Source organism: Microcoleus sp. CAWBG27, from assembly GCF_020883145.1.
Taxonomy (GTDB): domain Bacteria; phylum Cyanobacteriota; class Cyanobacteriia; order Cyanobacteriales; family Microcoleaceae; genus Microcoleus.
In genome coordinates this window covers 47226-63707 of the sequence record NZ_JAHREU010000021.1, presented here as the reverse complement: position 1 = coordinate 63707, position 16482 = coordinate 47226, and the positions used below count along the sequence as shown (strand labels likewise).

The window sequence follows — 16482 nt, the reverse complement described above, 5'->3', positions numbered from 1 at the left end:
ATTGCAGAAATATAAAAAAGCACTCCAACAATGGTTGGTATGTGAATTATAGTACATTGGAAGGCGTGGGCGATCGAGTCCAGAGAAATCCGACAGCGACAACTTCCGTAAAGGAGGACAAAAATAAGCTAGGAAATTTAAGTGCGATCGAGTAATGGTAATATTTTTTACCCTAGTCGCCACCGACGGCTAAATTCTGTATTTCTTCTTGTCAATATAATCATCAATATTATTCAGCATATGAGTTAGATATTTAACCAATTTATCTTTGTCATCAACTAACTTGCTCCAAAGTATTTGACTCGAAGCATCACAAAACGAAACATTTCCATGTGCCAAATCGCATCGGATCTTAACGACAAAATTCAGAATGTCATCTATTTCTCTACTCGCAACTCCTAAATTTCCAAAGAAGCCATACATATCTATGAGCTCTTTGATAGTTTTAGCATCCAAATTTCCCGATATGGGAATATTAGATGGATCTAACGAAACCATCTCATCATCCAAAACCGATTTAATTAATTCCTGAAGATTGTCAGCGATCGAATCTTTTTTGATATATGAATCTCTGAAACTTTTACTTCGATCGTTCAGCAACCACAATCTCTTTATTTTCGGACTTAAATCTTTATAAGTTAATTGCTCGATTAAGATAATATCATGAATGGCAGTTATACCATTTCTAATAGAAGATTCGACGAGATTGTATAATAGCAGATAACAATGAGACTGCAAGATTTTTTGAAGCTCGCTATCAACAATATATTCACCTGATGGGAAGATGATTGATTTAGAAGACAATGCACCAAGTTGTTCAATTTTATCTACTAATTCAAAATATTTCTGAATTTCTGCCACTCGCCTGTTAAAGTCTCTGATAAACTCTTTCATTGGCTGTGACTTTAAAGTTGGTTCTTAACATCATGTGTCTTCAGTTTAATTCAAAAAAATGTGGGTGCGTAATTCAATATCTTCTCAAGAGTTGATGCGATAAAACACTTCATTTATTACTCTCTCATCAGCTTTTTCTGAGAGAAAGAGCGTTCGGAGTGAAGTATTTTTAAACTTTCTTTGGCGAGAGGGTGCGAGATCCTTAAAATAGCAACCATTTAGAGAATCTAATGTTTGGAGGTTGCTCAGTTGTAACTGATTTGTCAGAAAAGCTGCCAGAGTCATCACCCTTTGAGCTCCATCAACAATCGCTATATTTCCAGTTTCTTTGATTTCTGCGACAATGATGGCAGCAATAGGTACACCAAGAATAATGGATTCAATGAATCGAGATTGATGATTAGTATCCCATCTCAATTTTCTTTGAAATTCAGGGATATAAATTTCACCGAACCCTGCATCATCTTGTTCCAGGTATTTATCGACTAGGAATTCGATGGTGTATTCTGTGGTATGGTAGTCAATCTTTTGCCTTATTTCGTCAATCTGCTCTTCGGCGATATTGATGAGGTCTTGTCTAATTGCTTGAGACATAAGCACCTGCGTCTATATAACAAGGATATAAAAAGATATTCCAACCTTTGTTGGTATCTTTATTATAGTACAACTGTAGCTACATCGTGACCGGCTGCCTGAAGAAGATTGACTAAATACTTTGCTTGAGAATCTTCGTCAAGCAGCATTCGTAGGCTCAACTTGTAGTCCTTTTACTTCCAATCGATAGCGTTCTTCGTCTGCTTCTAATTTTAAAAGTTGTTGATTATTCTGACAGTAATCAATCGCCTCATAGATAGCATATAGCGGTAAATCCCAATTTTCTGCAGCTTGTTCCGGTGACATCCCATTGGCAGTCATGTCTCGCCAAATAGTCGATGCCAGTAATTTACGCCCCTTAATGTACAGTTGTTTGCGCCAAGGATGATGACGTACAATTAAATATTGCCAATTCTCGATTCCTGGTGTAGTTTGGAGCGATTGAACGATCGCACTTAGCAGGTCAAGGCGATCGCTGACTGAGAGTTGGCTGGCTTTTTCTTTAAGCTCTTGCAGGGACATAGAAAAATACTCCAACAAAGGTTGGTATGTCAATTATAGTACAGAATAACTTCATACATCAGAGCGAAGAGTTCTCCAGTTTGTATAATCAGTTTTAGGAGTTGCTTGATTTTGCTTAACTCGCTCTGATAATCCAGAAATTGCCAAAAGTTCTTGAGTTGCAGCTTCGCTTTCAGCATTGGCTAAGTAAGCCGCAAAATCAGCAAGCACCTGTAATCGCTCTGGTGATAGTTGCTGGAGTAAGTCGTTAAGCTGGCGGTGTAACTCTGTCACAGATATTAAATCTACTGAGGAGCGATCGTTCATTTTGGAATTATCCGTGCTTTTTTCCTCATTTTACCGCCTAGGTTTTTTGTTTGTCAATCTCCAGTTGCGATCGCACTAACGAAACATAATGAAGTCACAAACTAAAGCTGCAACCAAAAACTTTGGCTAACGCTTTATCATCGTTTTTAATCTGATGCAGCACCATGTATCAGTAAACATCTTCGTTGTTGTTCATTCACAATCAAAAATGTGAAGCCCCAAATTATGAAGTCCCATAACTCATCGTCTACACCGAAGGCTGGATTGTACTGAAAAAATCGAGAATTTTCATAATCAATACACGCATTGACATTACGCCAAAATCCTATGGTCAGGTTCTGTTTTTTGTGCTTGTCCACATTCTTGAACCCGTCTGACGGATTTATGCGAGCAATAAAGGTATTGACTCTGGTAGTCAACCATGTGGGACCGTGATGGCACTCGCACATAGTTGCAAGATGAGGGTGTGTTCTTGGATAAGCTAGTTGCATTAAACTCTGCAATTCCGAACCAGGTATTACTTCCTGAAGATTCTCTCGAATAGCTAATTCATCCAATGTTTGCGATTCTAATTCATTATCCTCAAGCTGTATTCCTTTAGCGCTAAACCGGACGACATAGTTGCAACCATCTAAGCAACAACTCATAGCTTCCATGTAGCCGTTCAACTTAGCAATTTCAGGTGTGTTGTGCAATTTCATATAATTAAACTGTTATCGATGTTAAAATTGAATGGGAATACAACACCTAAAACAAAGACCGCTCAAGATGAGAACTCTAACTTATAATTGTATCGAAGATGCGGTACAAGACGCAATATGAGCAGAAATAATGCAATTAATACACGCGATATCATGCTACACTAAAGCTAGGTAAATGACTGTTTATACTGATGACTATTTTTTAGACATCCGGTATGAGTGGCAGACGACGAATACGAATACGGCTTGGCTCGATCGAAATGGCCGATCCTTGTTCTAGATCCTCCTCGCACTGAGCAATTACCATCAGCAGTAAATCCATTAATGCTTGGGCGCGTAACCTTTCAATCCGAACGCGAATAACTGAGGGAGAAACTGCTTCATCAAGTGCTAGTAATGTATGAAAATCTGCATCGAGGGTAACAACCACACGTTCCTCTTCTCTGGCTTTCTGGATGATTTCGGCATCTTCGGCTTGAGACATACCAATTTCACCAACATGGATGGTGTCGATACTTGCATCACGTAATAATGCTGCCGCAGAAAGTGGTAATCCCTGGTCAAGCAACAGCTTCATAATGATTAGATAGCTCAATGATGCGATCGTCAAGATAAGAGGATACAAAAATTAGAGCTTGTCGGATATCTTCATCCTCTAGTTCTGGAAACTCTTGATGTAGTTCTGCTCGATCGGGATAAGTTGCGAGCAGCTCGATTACCCGACGAACAGTCAGCCGAAGATCGCGAATACATGGTTGCCCATTCATTCGCTTGGGATTGCTTGTAATACGATCTATTTTCATTGCTCCTAATCTCAACTCTTACTTATTATTTTATATCTCATCTTGCCAGTTCGGAAACTTAGACTGATAAATTCTCGCTTGCCTTGCGTGAAATCGCAAATCAAAACCAAGTGAGGTACAAGACATGATATAATCTAAAATACTGCAAATTGCTAGTGAATGTCAAAAGCTAAGTAGATAATTTTATATACTGATGACTATTTTTACTCTGCGATCGATCAAAAAAGACTTCGGCATCAAGGAACTCTTGACAAATGCCAGCTTCAGCCTCGATGAAGGCGATAAAGTCGGGCTCATCGGCACCAACGGTTCCGGGAAATCAACGCTGTTGAAGATGATTGCGGGCTTGGAGTCGATCGACTCTGGCGATCGCTGGGTGAATCCCGGCGCTACAATTGTCTATCTGCCGCAACAGCCGGATTTAGACGAAAGTCACACGGTTTTAGAGCAAGTATTTGCCGACAGCGGCGAACAAATGGCTTTGGTGCGGGAATATGAAGAAATTTCCGATCAATTGTCCCACGGTAAAGGCGATACCGATAAGTTGATGGCGCGTCTGTCTAGCGTGTCTGAACGCATTGATGAGGTGGATGCCTGGGATTTGGAAACTAAGGCTAAATTGATTTTGACAAAGTTGGGGATTGAGGATTTTCATGCCAAAATTGGCGACTTGTCCGGCGGCTACCGCAAGCGCATTGCTTTAGCAACGGCGCTGTTGTCGGAGCCCGATGTGTTGTTGATGGATGAACCGACAAACCACTTGGATGCGCTGTCTGTGGAGTGGTTGCAGAATTATTTGAACGGCTATCGCGGTGCACTGCTGCTGATTACGCACGATCGCTATTTTCTCGATCGCGTTACCAATCGCATCCTGGAGATCGATCGCGCTGACCTATACAATTATGCTGGCAATTACGCTTATTATTTGGAGAAAAAAGCCCTAGCGGAAGAATCCGCCGCCAGCACTCAGCGCAAATTTTCGGGAGTATTGCGGCGCGAGTTGGAATGGCTCAAGAAGGGGCCGAAAGCGCGCAGTACGAAGCAAAAAGCTCGGATCGATCGCATTAAAGATATGCGCGCAGAGGAGTTCAAAACAGCCAATGGCAAAGTCGAGATTGCTACAGCGGGGCGCCGAATTGGCAAGAAAGTGATTGAATTGTTGAATATTCGTAAAGCTTACGGCGATCGCACTTTAATCAAAGATTTTACCTACAATTTCACTCCCGAAGACCGGATTGGCATTATTGGCTGCAACGGCGCCGGAAAATCCACGCTGATGGATATCATTACCGGACGCATCCAGCCGGATTCTGGTACTGTGGAAATTGGGACAACCATTCATATCGGTTATTTTGACCAGCATTCAGAGGATTTGACACCGAATGAAGACCAGCGGGTGATTGAATATCTCAAAAGTGTGGCGGAATTGGTGCAAACGGCGGATGGGGAAATCATTACCGCTTCTCAAATGCTGGAAAAGTTTCTGTTTCCGCCCAACCAACAGTATGCACCCATTAACAAGCTTTCGGGCGGCGAAAAGCGCAGGTTATTTCTGCTGAAAGTGCTGATGAGTGCGCCCAACGTGCTGATTCTCGACGAACCGACAAACGACCTCGACGTGCAGACTCTGGCGGTTTTGGAGGATTATCTCGAAGACTTTAACGGCTGCGTAATTGTAGTATCGCACGATCGCTATTTTCTCGATCGGACGATCGACATGGTGTTCGCCTTGGAACCGGGCGGCAATTTGCGCTTGTATCCCGGCAATTACTCAGTGTATTTGGACTACAAGAAAGCCGAAGAAGCCAAGGAACTCAAAGGACAAAAAGACAAAGAAAAACTTACACGCACCGCTGAATCTAACAATTCACCAGCCAAAGTTTCTACTGCAAAATCAACCAAAGTTTCCTTCAATGATAAGCGGGAATACGAGCAGTTAGAGACGAAAATTCCGAAGCTGGAAGCTGAGAAACAAGAGATTGAGAAGATTTTGTCCAACAATGCTCCGAGCGGGTTTGCGGAGGTGAAGAAGTTATCGGATCGTTTGGCTCAATTGACGCAGGAAATTGATAGCGCGACTGAAAGGTGGTTGGAATTGGCAGAAAGAATGAGTTAGGGTGAAGTTAAACAGTTGACAGTTGACAGTTGACAGTTGACAGCGAAGTGATAAGAACCGAGATTTAAACTCCGTTCTTATCACAATCCGCCTGAAGGCAGGGGCTTCAAACCCCTGCTATTCGGTGAAGGTATGGGAGCATTTGGTAAGGAACGTACTAATGGGGAAGGTGAAGGTGTCGGAGTATTTTGTTGAGTTCGCACTAAAGATGCAGCAGTTTCTTCCGGTTTTCCCGAGGAGGGAAACACTAAAATACTCTTAATTTGCGGGTTGTTAATCAGTTCTTTTAAGCGATTAAATTGCTTGTCAGAAATTGCAACTCCCGCATAACTTTTAGCATAATCTAGCTCTTGGTTGAAATTAGCATCGTTGTAAATTTGAATGAAAACTCGATCGGCACCCCAATTTTCCCAATCCGCCGCAAAATAACGTTTTCCCCAATAAGGATTGTGATGGCAAATGTCGAAACTAACGCGGGGATTAGCTTGCTTCATGTCAGCTTTCATTTGCCGCACAAAATTAGTCAAGCCAGAAGTGCGATCGACTTTTCCGGGTAAGTCAGCATGATAACCTAAGTAATCATCCCACTGAACTGCATCGATAGTTGGATACTTTTTGACAAACTCTACTGAGATATTTTTGAATAAATTAGCAACCTCTGGAATCTCCACATCTAGTACATAATGCTCGATGCCGGGGTAGGTTTTATCGACTCCAGGAACAATCCATCGCTTAGCAATTGCCAAGTCAAAAATCGGGCTATTTTTATCGATTTTAATCCCCTTCTCAAAATAGGCGTGAACTTGCATTCCTTGTTTGTGCGCCTCATCAATCAACCAATCGACCCATCGCTCTTGAAATTGGTTCGGACAACTTTTGTATCCGAATGTTTGCTGCATAACCTCGCTGTTGTACATCGTACAACCATTCCCCCATACTCCATGAATAATGGTATTAATTCCTTGGCTGCGATAATAGCGAACTCGTTGGCGAATCGTTTGTTCGCTAGCATTATTAGTCGCTTGATAGCGACTTAAATAAATTCCCCTTATTTCCTTGTTCTCCCAAGGGGTTTGAGGTGATGGCGATTGCTTGGGGGTTGCTGAGGCTACAGGTAATGGTGAAATTTGTGGATTGGTTGTTGGTGTCGCTTGTCCGAGAGGAGTATTGCCAAGAGGTGCGCGCTGGACAGGTGCTTGAGGGAAATTAGCAGCAGTTGGTTGTTGATTGTTAGAAGTGCTTGTGTTTAGACGAGCGTTTTGTTGCTCGTTTTGTTGATTGTTGGCCAAAAATTTGCTAATACCTAGAATATCTAGATGTTTAAATCCCCAGTAAGCGGCACCTAACAATATTAGGATTAATGAGATTGGAATGCTCGTACATCCACATCCACTGTTTTCTTTTTTAGATGACATTGTATATAAAAATGAAGAGTACTGAGGTGATACATCAAGCTACTACACTTTGCGAGTTCTCAATTCCGCATATAACGATTCTCACCGATATATCGACGATATCGGTAGTCCTAGGGTGCGACGAAGAGCGACAATATTACAAATACACACCTGACAAACTCTCGGTCGTTTCATTCAGTTGACAGTTGAAAGATGAAAGATGACAGTTGAGGGCGAACTCTACCTATAGCCGTTCTCAAAAAAGTGAGGTATGCCCAGCGCAAGCCAATACCCAGCGCAAGCCAATGCCCAGCGCAAGCGAATGCTCTGTTTGCCCTGTTTGCCCTGTTTGCCCTGTTTGCCCATAAGTACCTCATATGAGAGATCGAAAGGCTATAGAAGGAAGAGGATTGGAGTAATGAATCGTCTGATTTTAATTTTTCCCTACAAGGACAGTGAATCACCGGAGGCAGAACTTGAGTCGAAAATTTTGAGAGCACCGACAAAAAGAGTGCGGGGCCTGGTATCGGTTGATTGCGGGTAAAAAGGCGCAAAAACAAGTAAAACAAAAGTCGATCGGGTAAAGCAAATGGCCCAGGACTAAAAATATGGTGATGGGTGAGCTACAATTAACCTGTTCTAAGCCAAGAATTGGTCAACATCACAAGTATCCTGTAGAAATCTGAAGTTGAGAATCTCAGAGTTGTCGAGGAGCGGGAGCCAACAAAAAACTATGCCTCAAAAAGTAATCGCCAAACAGATGTCCTTGGAATCAGCGTCCGATCCGATCGCCGTGGTGGCGACCGTCGAAACAGTGCCATCCGAAACAGTGGCAGTAGAGTCCTACGCCGATCGGTTGATGGACGAACTGTTTGAAGGAGTCGATCGAGCATTCGACGGCAGCGAGGGACTGCCAGCCGAGCAGGTGCCACCAGCAGAATTCGTGGCGCTAAAATCCATCTCGGTACCTCAAATAGTTTTGTCGCAGTTGGCGCCAGAACCTCCGCGAGGCGGGGAACAACAGGTAGCAGCGATCGCCCGCCAAGTCGCCCTAGAAACAACCAAAAAACAGTCCAAACAATCATTTGACCGAATCCTGCTAGGAGCAGCCTGTGGGTCGCTGCTCCTAGTCATGGGATTGTGGCTGGCAAGCAGGTCGGGACTGGTGCGCTTGCCCGCAGCCCCGACCCCGCAGACGCCGGCAGCAAGTGGCAAAATCGCACCAGACACCCAGTTTGTCGAATACGTGCAGCGATCGCTAGTAGCGATCGAACAAAAAAAAGCTCCTCAGGCTAACTCGCAACTTGCCGCAGTTCCGGGAGCCGCAACCCCAGGGACACTCCCGAGCATTTCAATTTCCGGCGCGCCACCGGCAACCGCAGGTCTTTCGACAGCAGTCAACCGCATCGCGAATGCCTTAGAACAAGCCGCCGCCGCGCCGGGAGCACCTGCACCCCAAGTCGTAGTCATCCCTCCCCCCGCTCAGGTGACTGTGGCTCCGGCGGCTCCGACTCAGGTGAATGTGGCGGTTCCGGCAGCTTCTCAAACCGCAGCAGGTTCGCCTTCACCGTCAGCCTCTGCCTCGGGTCGCGCGATCGCCGCCGCTGGCAATCGCGCTCCCCTCGCGGCTTCTGCTTCCCCCTCGGAGTCTGTGCAGCCAAAGATTTTGGCTCGCGAAACTGATTCAGCACCAGCACCAGCACCAGCAACCGCAGCAGGGCAATCCGCGCCAGCGCCCCAGCAATCGGCAGCGGCTGTTACCGGCGCGCCGACTTCCGCCCAGACGCTAGTGGGAATTTTGGAATTGGGCGATCGATCGGCTGCTTTGTTTGAAGTAGACGGTGTAGCCCGCAGAATTTATGTCGGCGAAAGCATCGGCGCTAGCGGTTGGACTCTGGCAGAAATCAAAAATCAAGAAGCAGTTATCCGCAAGGGTGGAGATGTGCGATCGGTTTTTGTCGGACAAAAGTTCTAATCAGTCAGTTGACAGTTGACAGTTGTCCGTTGGTAGGGGCGGCGCCCCCGTGCCCGCCCTCTTAAATTTTCAGTTGACAGTTGACAGTTGACAGTTGTCAGTTGTCAGTTGCGCTGCCCTGAGCGAAGTCGAAGGGTCAGTTGTTAGTAGCTAATAAATCGATCGCTGGGGAATCTCAACTGCTAAAAACGAATAACAAATAACAAATAACAAATAACCAATAACACAGAATTCATAAAAAATGAGCATATTTGATGATGTCAGCCGCTTTCTAGAAACCCGATTAGAAGAATTTTTGCGTAGCAACCCCCACCTGGAATTGCAGGCAATAGAAGAACAACTCAAGGAACAAGAAGAAGACACCCTGCGACTGATTCTAGAGATTCAGAAACAAGAGAAAACACTGCAAGCAGAAATTCTGTCCGCCGCCCAAGAAATTCAGCGCTGGAACGATCGCGCCAACAAAGCCAAAGCAGCTCAAAGGCTGGATCTAGCTCAAGCCGCCCAAGAGCGACAAGCAGCTTTGCTGCGTCAGGGAAATCAGCGCTGGGGACAAATGCAAGGCTGCAAAGAACGGATAGAAAAAGCCAAAGAATTGTACCGCCAAATTCAATTGCGCCGAAAAGAAGTCCGCGCCAAAGCCGCAGAAGTGAAAACTAAAACTACGACTAAAGCAGATAAAACTGAGCAAAATTGGGATACGAAGGGTTGGAATCAGAGTTCTAATTTTAACAGTTTTAAGGCGGCAGACCCTCTCGAACAAAAGTTTCAAAACTGGGAAGCTGAGGAAGAACTCGATCGCATGAAACGCAATATGGGAAAGTAAGCTGCCAAGGGAGAGATTGTCTGCTATGTTCGAGGGATTCGGGGAGAGGATTTGAGGAGTTTCGATCAAAATTGAAATATACAATTTAAATCCGCAACAGCCGATCGAGGCTATCCATCCTTAACAATAATTTTTGTTAATTCTGTAGCCATATAGTCGTAAAGATGTAACCAATCTTAAATCTCCAATCCTATGACTTTGATTTTTGGCAAATCCAGTGCGTGCCTAATAAGATAGAGAAATATCCGCCTTCATGGCATCATAGAAACTTGTCCCTCACATCATTGAAATCGATGACTGCTCAAAAATCCCCCGTTTCCCCCATCACCTGGCTCGACAACCGGGTGCTGCTAATTGACCAAAACCAACTGCCGAAAGAATATAGCACAGTCGAAATTAGTAGCTCTCAAGATATGGCTGAGGCGATTAAAACGATGATCGTGCGAGGTGCTCCGGCGATTGGGGTAGCAGCAGCTTACGGGATGTATTTGGGTGCGAGGGAAATCGAAACGGGCGATCGCACGGAATTTCTGGCTAAACTAGAACAAGTTGGTGAATTATTGCGATCGACTCGTCCCACAGCAGTTAATTTGTTTTGGGCAATATCCCGAATGCTCAAAACAGCAAATCAAACTAGCGGTTCCGTAGAACAAGTACAGAAAACTTTGTTAGAAATGGCTAAAACCATTCAAGCAGAAGACGTACAAACTTGTAAAGATATCGGCGACAAAGGTTTAGAAGTTCTGCCAGCAACACCAGAAAAATTGAACTTACTAACTCACTGCAATGCCGGCGCATTAGCAACAGCCGGCTACGGTACAGCCTTAGGCGTATTTCGTTCGGCTTGGCGAGAAGGCAGACTCGGCAGAGTTTTTGCTGACGAAACTCGCCCCCGCCTCCAAGGCGCCAAACTCACCACCTGGGAATGCGTGCAAGAAGGAATTCCCGTCACCTTAATCGCCGACAATATGGCCGCCCACTGCATGAAACTCGGCATGATTCACGCAGTAGTTGTTGGTGCAGACAGAATCGCTGCTAACGGCGACGCCGCCAATAAAATTGGCACTTACAGCTTAGCAATTGTTGCCAAAGCTCATAACGTTCCCTTCTTTGTCGCCGCCCCTCTGTCAACAATTGATTTTGAACTTTCCGACGGTAGCCAAATCCCCATTGAAGAACGCGATTCAGTTGAAATGTATCAAGTTGGAACTACGCGAATTTGTCCTGAAGGAGTAGAATTTTACAATCCAGCTTTTGATGTAACTCCGGCTGCATTAATCTCGGGAATCATCACCGAACACGGTACCGTTGCTCCTGGAGATTTGAAACAGTTTCAAGCAAAACAATTAGTTTAATTGTATGTTACTCAACCGCTCAGTTAATCAGTCATTTTTGCGAACAATACCGCCTTGGCTAAGTAGGTCGATCGATGAATTTGACGTGAAATATGTAGGCAAAGCCGCACATATAGCGGTTATCAGAAAGATAAGGTATGTAGTTGGGCTTAAGCCCTCTTAATTGAGTGGTTATATAAGCTGTCAGTCATACCTCATCTTTTTGAGAAAGGCTATATGTAAAGACACGGCCGTGCGGTGTCCTACCGCCATTCAATTTTTAAGTAAGGAATGGTAAAAACATGATTTATAGCTCTCGTAACCAGCAGATAAAAATTGCGATCGCAACTCTAATTCTACCAGTTTTGTTTCCTACAGTGGCTCATGCTCAGTTGTCGCCAACCCTTAAAACTCAAGAATCAGCAGCCAAACAATATGTGGTAGAAATGAATAAAGCTCAGCAAGACTACTATCGCAACAATACGGGTTTTACAAGTTCTGTTTCTAATCTAGCTCTCGGCATTAAAGCTGACACAGCTAGTTACAAATATTCAATTGATACAGCCAACAAAGCTGTATTTAATTATGCAGTGTCGAATCAATCTAATCTCAAAAGTTTTGTGGGTGGAGTCTTTTTGGCAGGAAATAAGACCCAAACAATCTTATGTCTAAATGTTGCTTCTGGCAAGATTAAACCAGCCAAGCCAACAATGGATACTAAAGGGGTTGTAGCCTGCGGTGCTAATACAGCAAAAGTTGCTCAATAAACCATCTCTAATTGATGTGTAATTTGTCCGATAATTGGATTGTAGGTGCAGATTTAGCCAAGCAATTGCTGGAAAAACGAGCTACCTTGCTCGATGCTCGCCAACCTATTTTAAAGTGGTTTTGCCGTCTCCCGCCAGCTATTCCCGTAACTTGGCAGGAATTTTCGCGATCGCACTTTCCGCACAAAGGCAAAATTCTCGAAGATGATACAATCTTAACAGAAAAACTGCAAGCACTGGGAATTTGTCAAGACCAACCTGTAATCGCGATCGCCGATTCCGTGAAAGGATGGGGCGAAGACGGGCGGATTGTTTGGATGCTGCGAAGTTTGGGACACGAAAAAGCCGTTTTTGTAGGTGGAGGATATCGAGCTTTAGTCAAAGCTGGAATTTCTCATGTAACAGGTGCCAACAATCCACCTCAGCCCGGAGATTTTATCGTATCTCGCCGCTCGACTTGGGAAATCAATCGGGATGATTTAAAAGCTATTTTAGGCAATGATAGTTTAGCAGTTATTGATGCCCGAGAGCCGCGAGAATATGCAGGTCAAACGCCTTACGGAGAAACGCGGGGCGGCCACATTCCCGGGGCAATTCACCTTTATTACAAACAGTTGATGGACAAGCAGGGACAACTCCTCTCTCGCGGAGAAATTGTCGGAATTTTGCAGCAAAAAGGAGTTTTGCCCTCAACTGAGATTGTCACTTATTGTAGTGGCGGAATTAGGTCTGCATGGTTGACTTCTGTATTGACAAATTTCGGATTTAATGCTAAGAATTATCCAGGTTCAATGTGGGAATGGTCGGCTTCGCCTGCTGATAGCTATCCCTTGGAAAAAAAGTCGTAGAATGATCGGGTACGTTGTTGGGCTTTAGCCCTCTGAGTTTAGTCGTAGGGTGCGTCAGCTTATATATTTTTAATTAAAGATGAAATAACCATAGCTGACGCACCCTACAGTTTCTAGTGGTAGGGTGCGTCAGCTTATAGCTTGTCAATTAACGATAAATAAAAGTAGCTGACGCACCCTACTAAGGAATGAGAATTAAATAACTTACAATTTTTATTGTTCTTGTGGGATGGGCGTCCCGCCCGTCTTTTCTGGACGGGCGGGACGCCCATCCCACAAATATGTGTAAATTATTTAATTCGCGAGCCTAAGCTTTGACACTCACCTGCTAATTTATCAGGAATTCAACCTCGATCGACAAACGGGTTTCAACTTGAAGCATCTCAACCGACTTGTTCGATATACTGAGCGAGATCGTCGCGCAGGCGGCTCAATTCGGCTTCGGTGGTGACGCGCAGGCGATCGTCCCTAACCGTAATCAGCACTTTCGCAGCAAAAGGAGTCGCCCAGATATTCGGGTTGCAGAAAACCTCCAAAAATACATCCCCTGCATACCGATATTCCATCGGTTTTTGGGGAGAAGCTTTGCCACCAGCGGTTTTGGCTGCTACGGCTTTCAAGCTGTCCATCAAAGTGGCGATCGCACTTTGCAAATCCCGCGCAGCTTCCGGGGAAAAGCTAAACGAGACAGAACCCTCAACTAAATTCAGTGTCAGCGGAGAAAGAGACATGGGCAATGAAATTTAATATACAATCGTTAATGCTAAAAAATATAGTAACCCAAAAGAAGTACGTTCCAGCTTAATTGGACTGCGAGAATGTTATTAATTAAAACTTCTCTCAACAAGCTTGGCTAAATTAATGAATATAAATCTAGTTGCAAGCTAGATTCTGTAATACTTTTAACCTTTCGTGACTTGATACGCTTTAAACTAGAAGCCAGAAAACTCGATCGCTGATAGAGGAGATTCTATGGTTGCCGATAACCGTTCCGAAGTCCGCAAGGTTTTAATCATTACCTTATTGTTAAACTTGCTAGTGATGGCAATTAAAGCAGGCGTGGGATGGCTGACTGGTTCCCTGAGTTTGCTGGCAGATGCCTTGCACAGCGTCACGGACAGTGCTAATAATATTTTAGGATTGGTAACTAATCATTATGCCAATCCGCAACCCGATCGCGATCATCCCTACGGACACCAGAAATTTGACGCTCTCGGAGCTCTGGGAATTGCTGTTTTTCTGGGAATTGCCTGTTTTGAAATTCTCAGCGGTGCTGTCGAAAGGCTGCTACACGGCGGTAAAGCTGTCAAAATATCCCCAAATGAACTGTGGATTTTGCTGCTGGTACTGGGGATTAATATTTTTGTCACTTTTTACGAGCGCAGAGTTGGCAAACGTCTCGGTAGCGCGATTTTGGTGGCTGACGCCCAGCACACGATGAGCGATGTTTGGGTGACAATTATGGTCATCGGCGGGTTGATCGGTGTTTGGCAAGGTCAGATTTTAAACATACCTCAATTGCAATCCCTGGACGTGTTTTTGTCTTTTCCTGTCGCTCTTTTGGTATTTAGCAGCGGTTGGAAAGTTTTAACGGAAAATTTGCCTTGGTTGGTGGATGAAATGGCGATCGCACCGGAAGTCATCCAAGCAATTGCCATGGATGTGCCCGGAGTTGTTAACTGTCACTCGATCGCCTCTCGCGGGCTGATCGGGCGTCAAGTGTTTATTGATATGCACATGATTGTCAATGCTGTCGATGTAGAAACTGCTCACCGGATTACAGAAGAAGTTGAAGCCCGTTTGGAAGAACGTTTCAGCCCTGTACGCATCTTAATTCACGTTGAGCCGCCGGCTTACCATTCCGACCAAATTAGCTACGAGGCGCAAGAGAGAGAAGAAGGAATCAGCAAAAGGTAAGGATGAAGCAAGAAAGATTTCGGCTGTATTTCCAGCAAAAAGCAGGTTGAGGGATCAAGGAGGAAGGCGAGGAAAGGCGATCGCAATTCCTCCAATTTTTCAAATCCTATCAATCTGGTGAGAGCACTCGCACTTCATTTAGTTGTGGTTTTCCACAGGAAAAAGGGGGTTTTCCACAGAAATATGCAAGTTTTCCACAATAGCTTTAATTATTATCGGGCAAAAGACTATAGGTATAAGTTGCCAGTATTTTGGATTTCTACAGCCATTTTCTCTTGCAAGTCCCAAGGTACCAGAATTTCGACTTGTAAACCCAAAGCTCTCAACCACCTCAGCGGGTAGTAATCTGCTATACAAATACTAGACAAGTCTAGACATTTGTTTCTTACTTCATCGGGAGCATGGGAGCGGTTATCCCTCAGTCAGCTTTCACCGTGAAAGCCAACCGCGACAAATTTATCGCTGCATTCAAATCCCTGTCCATCGAATGACCACAACTTTCGCAATTGTAAACCCTTTCTTTTAGTGGCATATCTTGGATATGCCCACAATTTGAACAGGTCTTGCTTGATGGAAACCAGCGGTCGGCAACCATCACTTCACAACCAAACTTTTTAGCTTTATACTCTAACTGGCATTTGAATTCATGGAATCCACAGTCGGCTATTACCTGAGCTAGTTTGTGATTCTTTAGCATTCCCCCAACATTCAAGTCCTCTACTACTATTGTTGCGTGGTTTTTGCATAAGTAAGTAGTGATTTGATGCAAGGTGTTTTTTCGGAGATTTGCTATTTTTGCGTGATGCTTTGCTAGCCTTTGTTTCGCCTTAAATCTATTGCTAGAGCCTTTTACCTTCCTGGTAAGAATTCTTGACAATCTCTTGAGTTTTGCGAGATGCGCTTTGTAGTGTTTTGGGTTCGGGAATACTACGCCATTTGAAAGCATCGCCAACTCTTTTACTCCCAAATCAACTCCTACAACGTCATGACTTTTGATCGTTGGTTCATGTTCTTGCACGCATCGCAAAAGCGATAAACCAACTGTCGGCAGTGCGTGATATAGTAATTGACTTGCAAGTCGTATGGGGCAGTCCTTCGTGGGTTTTTACCCAACCGATTGTCGGTAGCTTGATGGATGTCCCGCCCACGGGGATAGGTTTACCACCTGCATCAATCGTGAACGAGTCGTGATGTCCCTTCTTTTTGAATCTAGGATATCCGGCTTTTTTTGAGAAAAACCGAGAGAAGGAGTCTCCAAGATTGTCAAAAGCATATTGAGTTATCTTTTGGCAAATTCCCGCTTCTTTGATCCACGTAAACTCGGGCTTCACATGATTGTTGAAGAATTTTTTGAGCAGGTATTTGTTTGGCTTTAGTCCATCTTGATAAAGATTGCTCCAAGTAGCCAATCCCCAGTTATAAGTAAACCGAGCTATGCCAGCGTGTTTGCTCATAACTGTTGCTTGACTCTTGTTTAGCTTTAAC

At 44.3% G+C, this 16482-nt stretch carries 19 protein-coding genes; 7 read left to right on the top strand and 12 right to left on the bottom strand.

From position 1 onward, the window contains the following. Positions 1-189: 189 nt before the first annotated feature. The 7 genes from QZ938_RS14410 to QZ938_RS14380 all read right to left on the bottom strand — a co-directional run bounded on the left by QZ938_RS14410 (position 190) and on the right by QZ938_RS14380 (position 3820). Entirely contained in the window at positions 190-894 is a 705-nt protein-coding gene (locus QZ938_RS14410; RefSeq protein ID WP_293352126.1) for an MAE_28990/MAE_18760 family HEPN-like nuclease, read from the bottom strand. 84 nt (positions 895-978) lie between these two features. Continuing rightward, positions 979-1488: a DUF262 domain-containing protein gene (locus QZ938_RS14405; RefSeq protein WP_293352127.1), complete on the bottom strand. Its 510-nt coding sequence runs from the start codon at positions 1486-1488 to the stop codon at positions 979-981. 138 nt (positions 1489-1626) lie between these two features. Further along, positions 1627-2010: a hypothetical protein gene (locus QZ938_RS14400; RefSeq protein ID WP_293352128.1), complete on the bottom strand. Its 384-nt coding sequence runs from the start codon at positions 2008-2010 to the stop codon at positions 1627-1629. 51 nt (positions 2011-2061) lie between these two features. Continuing rightward, entirely contained in the window at positions 2062-2316 is a 255-nt protein-coding gene (locus tag QZ938_RS14395) for a hypothetical protein (RefSeq protein WP_293352129.1), read from the bottom strand. 146 nt (positions 2317-2462) lie between these two features. Then, on the bottom strand, positions 2463-3017 hold the full coding sequence (locus QZ938_RS14390; protein WP_293352130.1) for a hypothetical protein: 555 nt from the start codon (positions 3015-3017) through the stop codon (positions 2463-2465). Between the two features lie 202 nt (positions 3018-3219). Then, positions 3220-3594, bottom strand: a complete 375-nt coding sequence (locus QZ938_RS14385) for a DUF5615 family PIN-like protein (RefSeq protein ID WP_293183160.1) — start codon at positions 3592-3594, stop codon at positions 3220-3222. Next, positions 3578-3820: a DUF433 domain-containing protein gene (locus QZ938_RS14380; protein ID WP_293352131.1), complete on the bottom strand. Its 243-nt coding sequence runs from the start codon at positions 3818-3820 to the stop codon at positions 3578-3580. The genes QZ938_RS14385 and QZ938_RS14380 overlap by 17 nt, the downstream gene beginning before the upstream one ends. Before the next feature lie 193 nt (positions 3821-4013). Here QZ938_RS14380 and QZ938_RS14375 point away from each other — a divergent pair, with 193 nt between their 5' ends. After that, positions 4014-5936, top strand: a complete 1923-nt coding sequence (locus QZ938_RS14375; RefSeq protein ID WP_293352132.1) for an ABC-F family ATP-binding cassette domain-containing protein — start codon at positions 4014-4016, stop codon at positions 5934-5936. Between the two features lie 80 nt (positions 5937-6016). On the opposite strand, the gene QZ938_RS14370 is transcribed toward QZ938_RS14375, so the two are convergent. Next, positions 6017-7351, bottom strand: a complete 1335-nt coding sequence (locus QZ938_RS14370) for a family 10 glycosylhydrolase (protein ID WP_293352133.1) — start codon at positions 7349-7351, stop codon at positions 6017-6019. A 712-nt stretch (positions 7352-8063) separates the two neighbouring features. Here QZ938_RS14370 and QZ938_RS14365 point away from each other — a divergent pair. The 5 genes from QZ938_RS14365 (at position 8064) to QZ938_RS14345 (ending at position 13080) form a co-directional block, all read left to right on the top strand. Further along, complete coding sequence (locus QZ938_RS14365; protein WP_293143168.1) at positions 8064-9305, top strand: hypothetical protein; 1242 nt, start codon at positions 8064-8066, stop codon at positions 9303-9305. A 241-nt stretch (positions 9306-9546) separates the two neighbouring features. Further along, the gene (locus QZ938_RS14360) at positions 9547-10131 is read left to right on the top strand and encodes a TIGR04376 family protein (RefSeq protein ID WP_293352134.1); all 585 of its coding nucleotides are present in this window, start codon (positions 9547-9549) and stop codon (positions 10129-10131) included. A 293-nt stretch (positions 10132-10424) separates the two neighbouring features. After that, entirely contained in the window at positions 10425-11486 is a 1062-nt protein-coding gene (mtnA, locus tag QZ938_RS14355; protein WP_293143162.1) for an S-methyl-5-thioribose-1-phosphate isomerase, read from the top strand. 281 nt (positions 11487-11767) lie between these two features. Next, on the top strand, positions 11768-12232 hold the full coding sequence (locus QZ938_RS14350; RefSeq protein WP_293352135.1) for a type IV pilin-like G/H family protein: 465 nt from the start codon (positions 11768-11770) through the stop codon (positions 12230-12232). Positions 12233-12246: 14 nt separating this feature from the next. Further along, complete coding sequence (locus QZ938_RS14345) at positions 12247-13080, top strand: sulfurtransferase (RefSeq protein ID WP_293352136.1); 834 nt, start codon at positions 12247-12249, stop codon at positions 13078-13080. A gap of 383 nt (positions 13081-13463) precedes the next feature. Here the strand turns inward: QZ938_RS14345 and QZ938_RS14340 are convergent, their stop codons facing one another. Continuing rightward, a complete protein-coding gene (locus QZ938_RS14340; protein WP_293143153.1) occupies positions 13464-13811 on the bottom strand; it encodes a hypothetical protein in 348 nt (115 codons plus the stop codon). Between the two features lie 241 nt (positions 13812-14052). Here QZ938_RS14340 and QZ938_RS14335 point away from each other — a divergent pair, with 241 nt between their 5' ends. Next, positions 14053-14997 carry a cation diffusion facilitator family transporter gene (locus QZ938_RS14335; RefSeq protein ID WP_293143150.1) on the top strand — a complete coding sequence of 315 codons (945 nt, stop codon included), beginning with the start codon at positions 14053-14055 and terminating at the stop codon, positions 14995-14997. A gap of 227 nt (positions 14998-15224) precedes the next feature. Here QZ938_RS14335 and QZ938_RS14330 read toward each other — a convergent pair whose 3' ends face one another. Genes QZ938_RS14330 through QZ938_RS14320 form a run of 3 tightly spaced genes read right to left on the bottom strand, consistent with a single transcriptional unit; the run spans position 15225 to position 16451 of the window. Next, entirely contained in the window at positions 15225-15365 is a 141-nt protein-coding gene (locus tag QZ938_RS14330) for a hypothetical protein (protein ID WP_293143147.1), read from the bottom strand. Positions 15366-15415: 50 nt separating this feature from the next. Then, positions 15416-16015 carry an RNA-guided endonuclease TnpB family protein gene (locus QZ938_RS14325; RefSeq protein ID WP_293143144.1) on the bottom strand — a complete coding sequence of 200 codons (600 nt, stop codon included), beginning with the start codon at positions 16013-16015 and terminating at the stop codon, positions 15416-15418. Beyond that, positions 16002-16451 (bottom strand): helix-turn-helix domain-containing protein, encoded by a 450-nt coding sequence (locus QZ938_RS14320; RefSeq protein ID WP_293143141.1) that lies wholly within the window; start codon positions 16449-16451, stop codon positions 16002-16004. Before QZ938_RS14320 ends, QZ938_RS14325 begins: the two co-directional genes overlap by 14 nt. Positions 16452-16482 lie beyond the last annotated feature (31 nt).

Excerpts from the sequence above, each read along its gene's own strand:
- QZ938_RS14410 (WP_293352126.1), bottom strand. The coding sequence starts at position 894 with ATGAAAGAGTTTATCAGAGACTTTAACAGGCGAGTGGCAGAAATTCAG.
- QZ938_RS14405 (WP_293352127.1), bottom strand. The coding sequence starts at position 1,488 with ATGTCTCAAGCAATTAGACAAGACCTCATCAATATCGCCGAAGAGCAG.
- QZ938_RS14400 (WP_293352128.1), bottom strand. The coding sequence starts at position 2,010 with ATGTCCCTGCAAGAGCTTAAAGAAAAAGCCAGCCAACTCTCAGTCAGC.
- QZ938_RS14395 (WP_293352129.1), bottom strand. The coding sequence starts at position 2,316 with ATGAACGATCGCTCCTCAGTAGATTTAATATCTGTGACAGAGTTACAC.
- QZ938_RS14390 (WP_293352130.1), bottom strand. The coding sequence starts at position 3,017 with ATGAAATTGCACAACACACCTGAAATTGCTAAGTTGAACGGCTACATG.
- QZ938_RS14385 (WP_293183160.1), bottom strand. The coding sequence starts at position 3,594 with ATGAAGCTGTTGCTTGACCAGGGATTACCACTTTCTGCGGCAGCATTA.
- QZ938_RS14380 (WP_293352131.1), bottom strand. The coding sequence starts at position 3,820 with ATGAAAATAGATCGTATTACAAGCAATCCCAAGCGAATGAATGGGCAA.
- QZ938_RS14375 (WP_293352132.1), top strand. The coding sequence starts at position 4,014 with ATGACTATTTTTACTCTGCGATCGATCAAAAAAGACTTCGGCATCAAG.
- QZ938_RS14370 (WP_293352133.1), bottom strand. The coding sequence starts at position 7,351 with ATGTCATCTAAAAAAGAAAACAGTGGATGTGGATGTACGAGCATTCCA.
- QZ938_RS14365 (WP_293143168.1), top strand. The coding sequence starts at position 8,064 with ATGCCTCAAAAAGTAATCGCCAAACAGATGTCCTTGGAATCAGCGTCC.
- QZ938_RS14360 (WP_293352134.1), top strand. The coding sequence starts at position 9,547 with ATGAGCATATTTGATGATGTCAGCCGCTTTCTAGAAACCCGATTAGAA.
- mtnA (WP_293143162.1), top strand. The coding sequence starts at position 10,425 with ATGACTGCTCAAAAATCCCCCGTTTCCCCCATCACCTGGCTCGACAAC.
- QZ938_RS14350 (WP_293352135.1), top strand. The coding sequence starts at position 11,768 with ATGATTTATAGCTCTCGTAACCAGCAGATAAAAATTGCGATCGCAACT.
- QZ938_RS14345 (WP_293352136.1), top strand. The coding sequence starts at position 12,247 with ATGTGTAATTTGTCCGATAATTGGATTGTAGGTGCAGATTTAGCCAAG.
- QZ938_RS14340 (WP_293143153.1), bottom strand. The coding sequence starts at position 13,811 with ATGTCTCTTTCTCCGCTGACACTGAATTTAGTTGAGGGTTCTGTCTCG.
- QZ938_RS14335 (WP_293143150.1), top strand. The coding sequence starts at position 14,053 with ATGGTTGCCGATAACCGTTCCGAAGTCCGCAAGGTTTTAATCATTACC.
- QZ938_RS14320 (WP_293143141.1), bottom strand. The coding sequence starts at position 16,451 with ATGAGCAAACACGCTGGCATAGCTCGGTTTACTTATAACTGGGGATTG.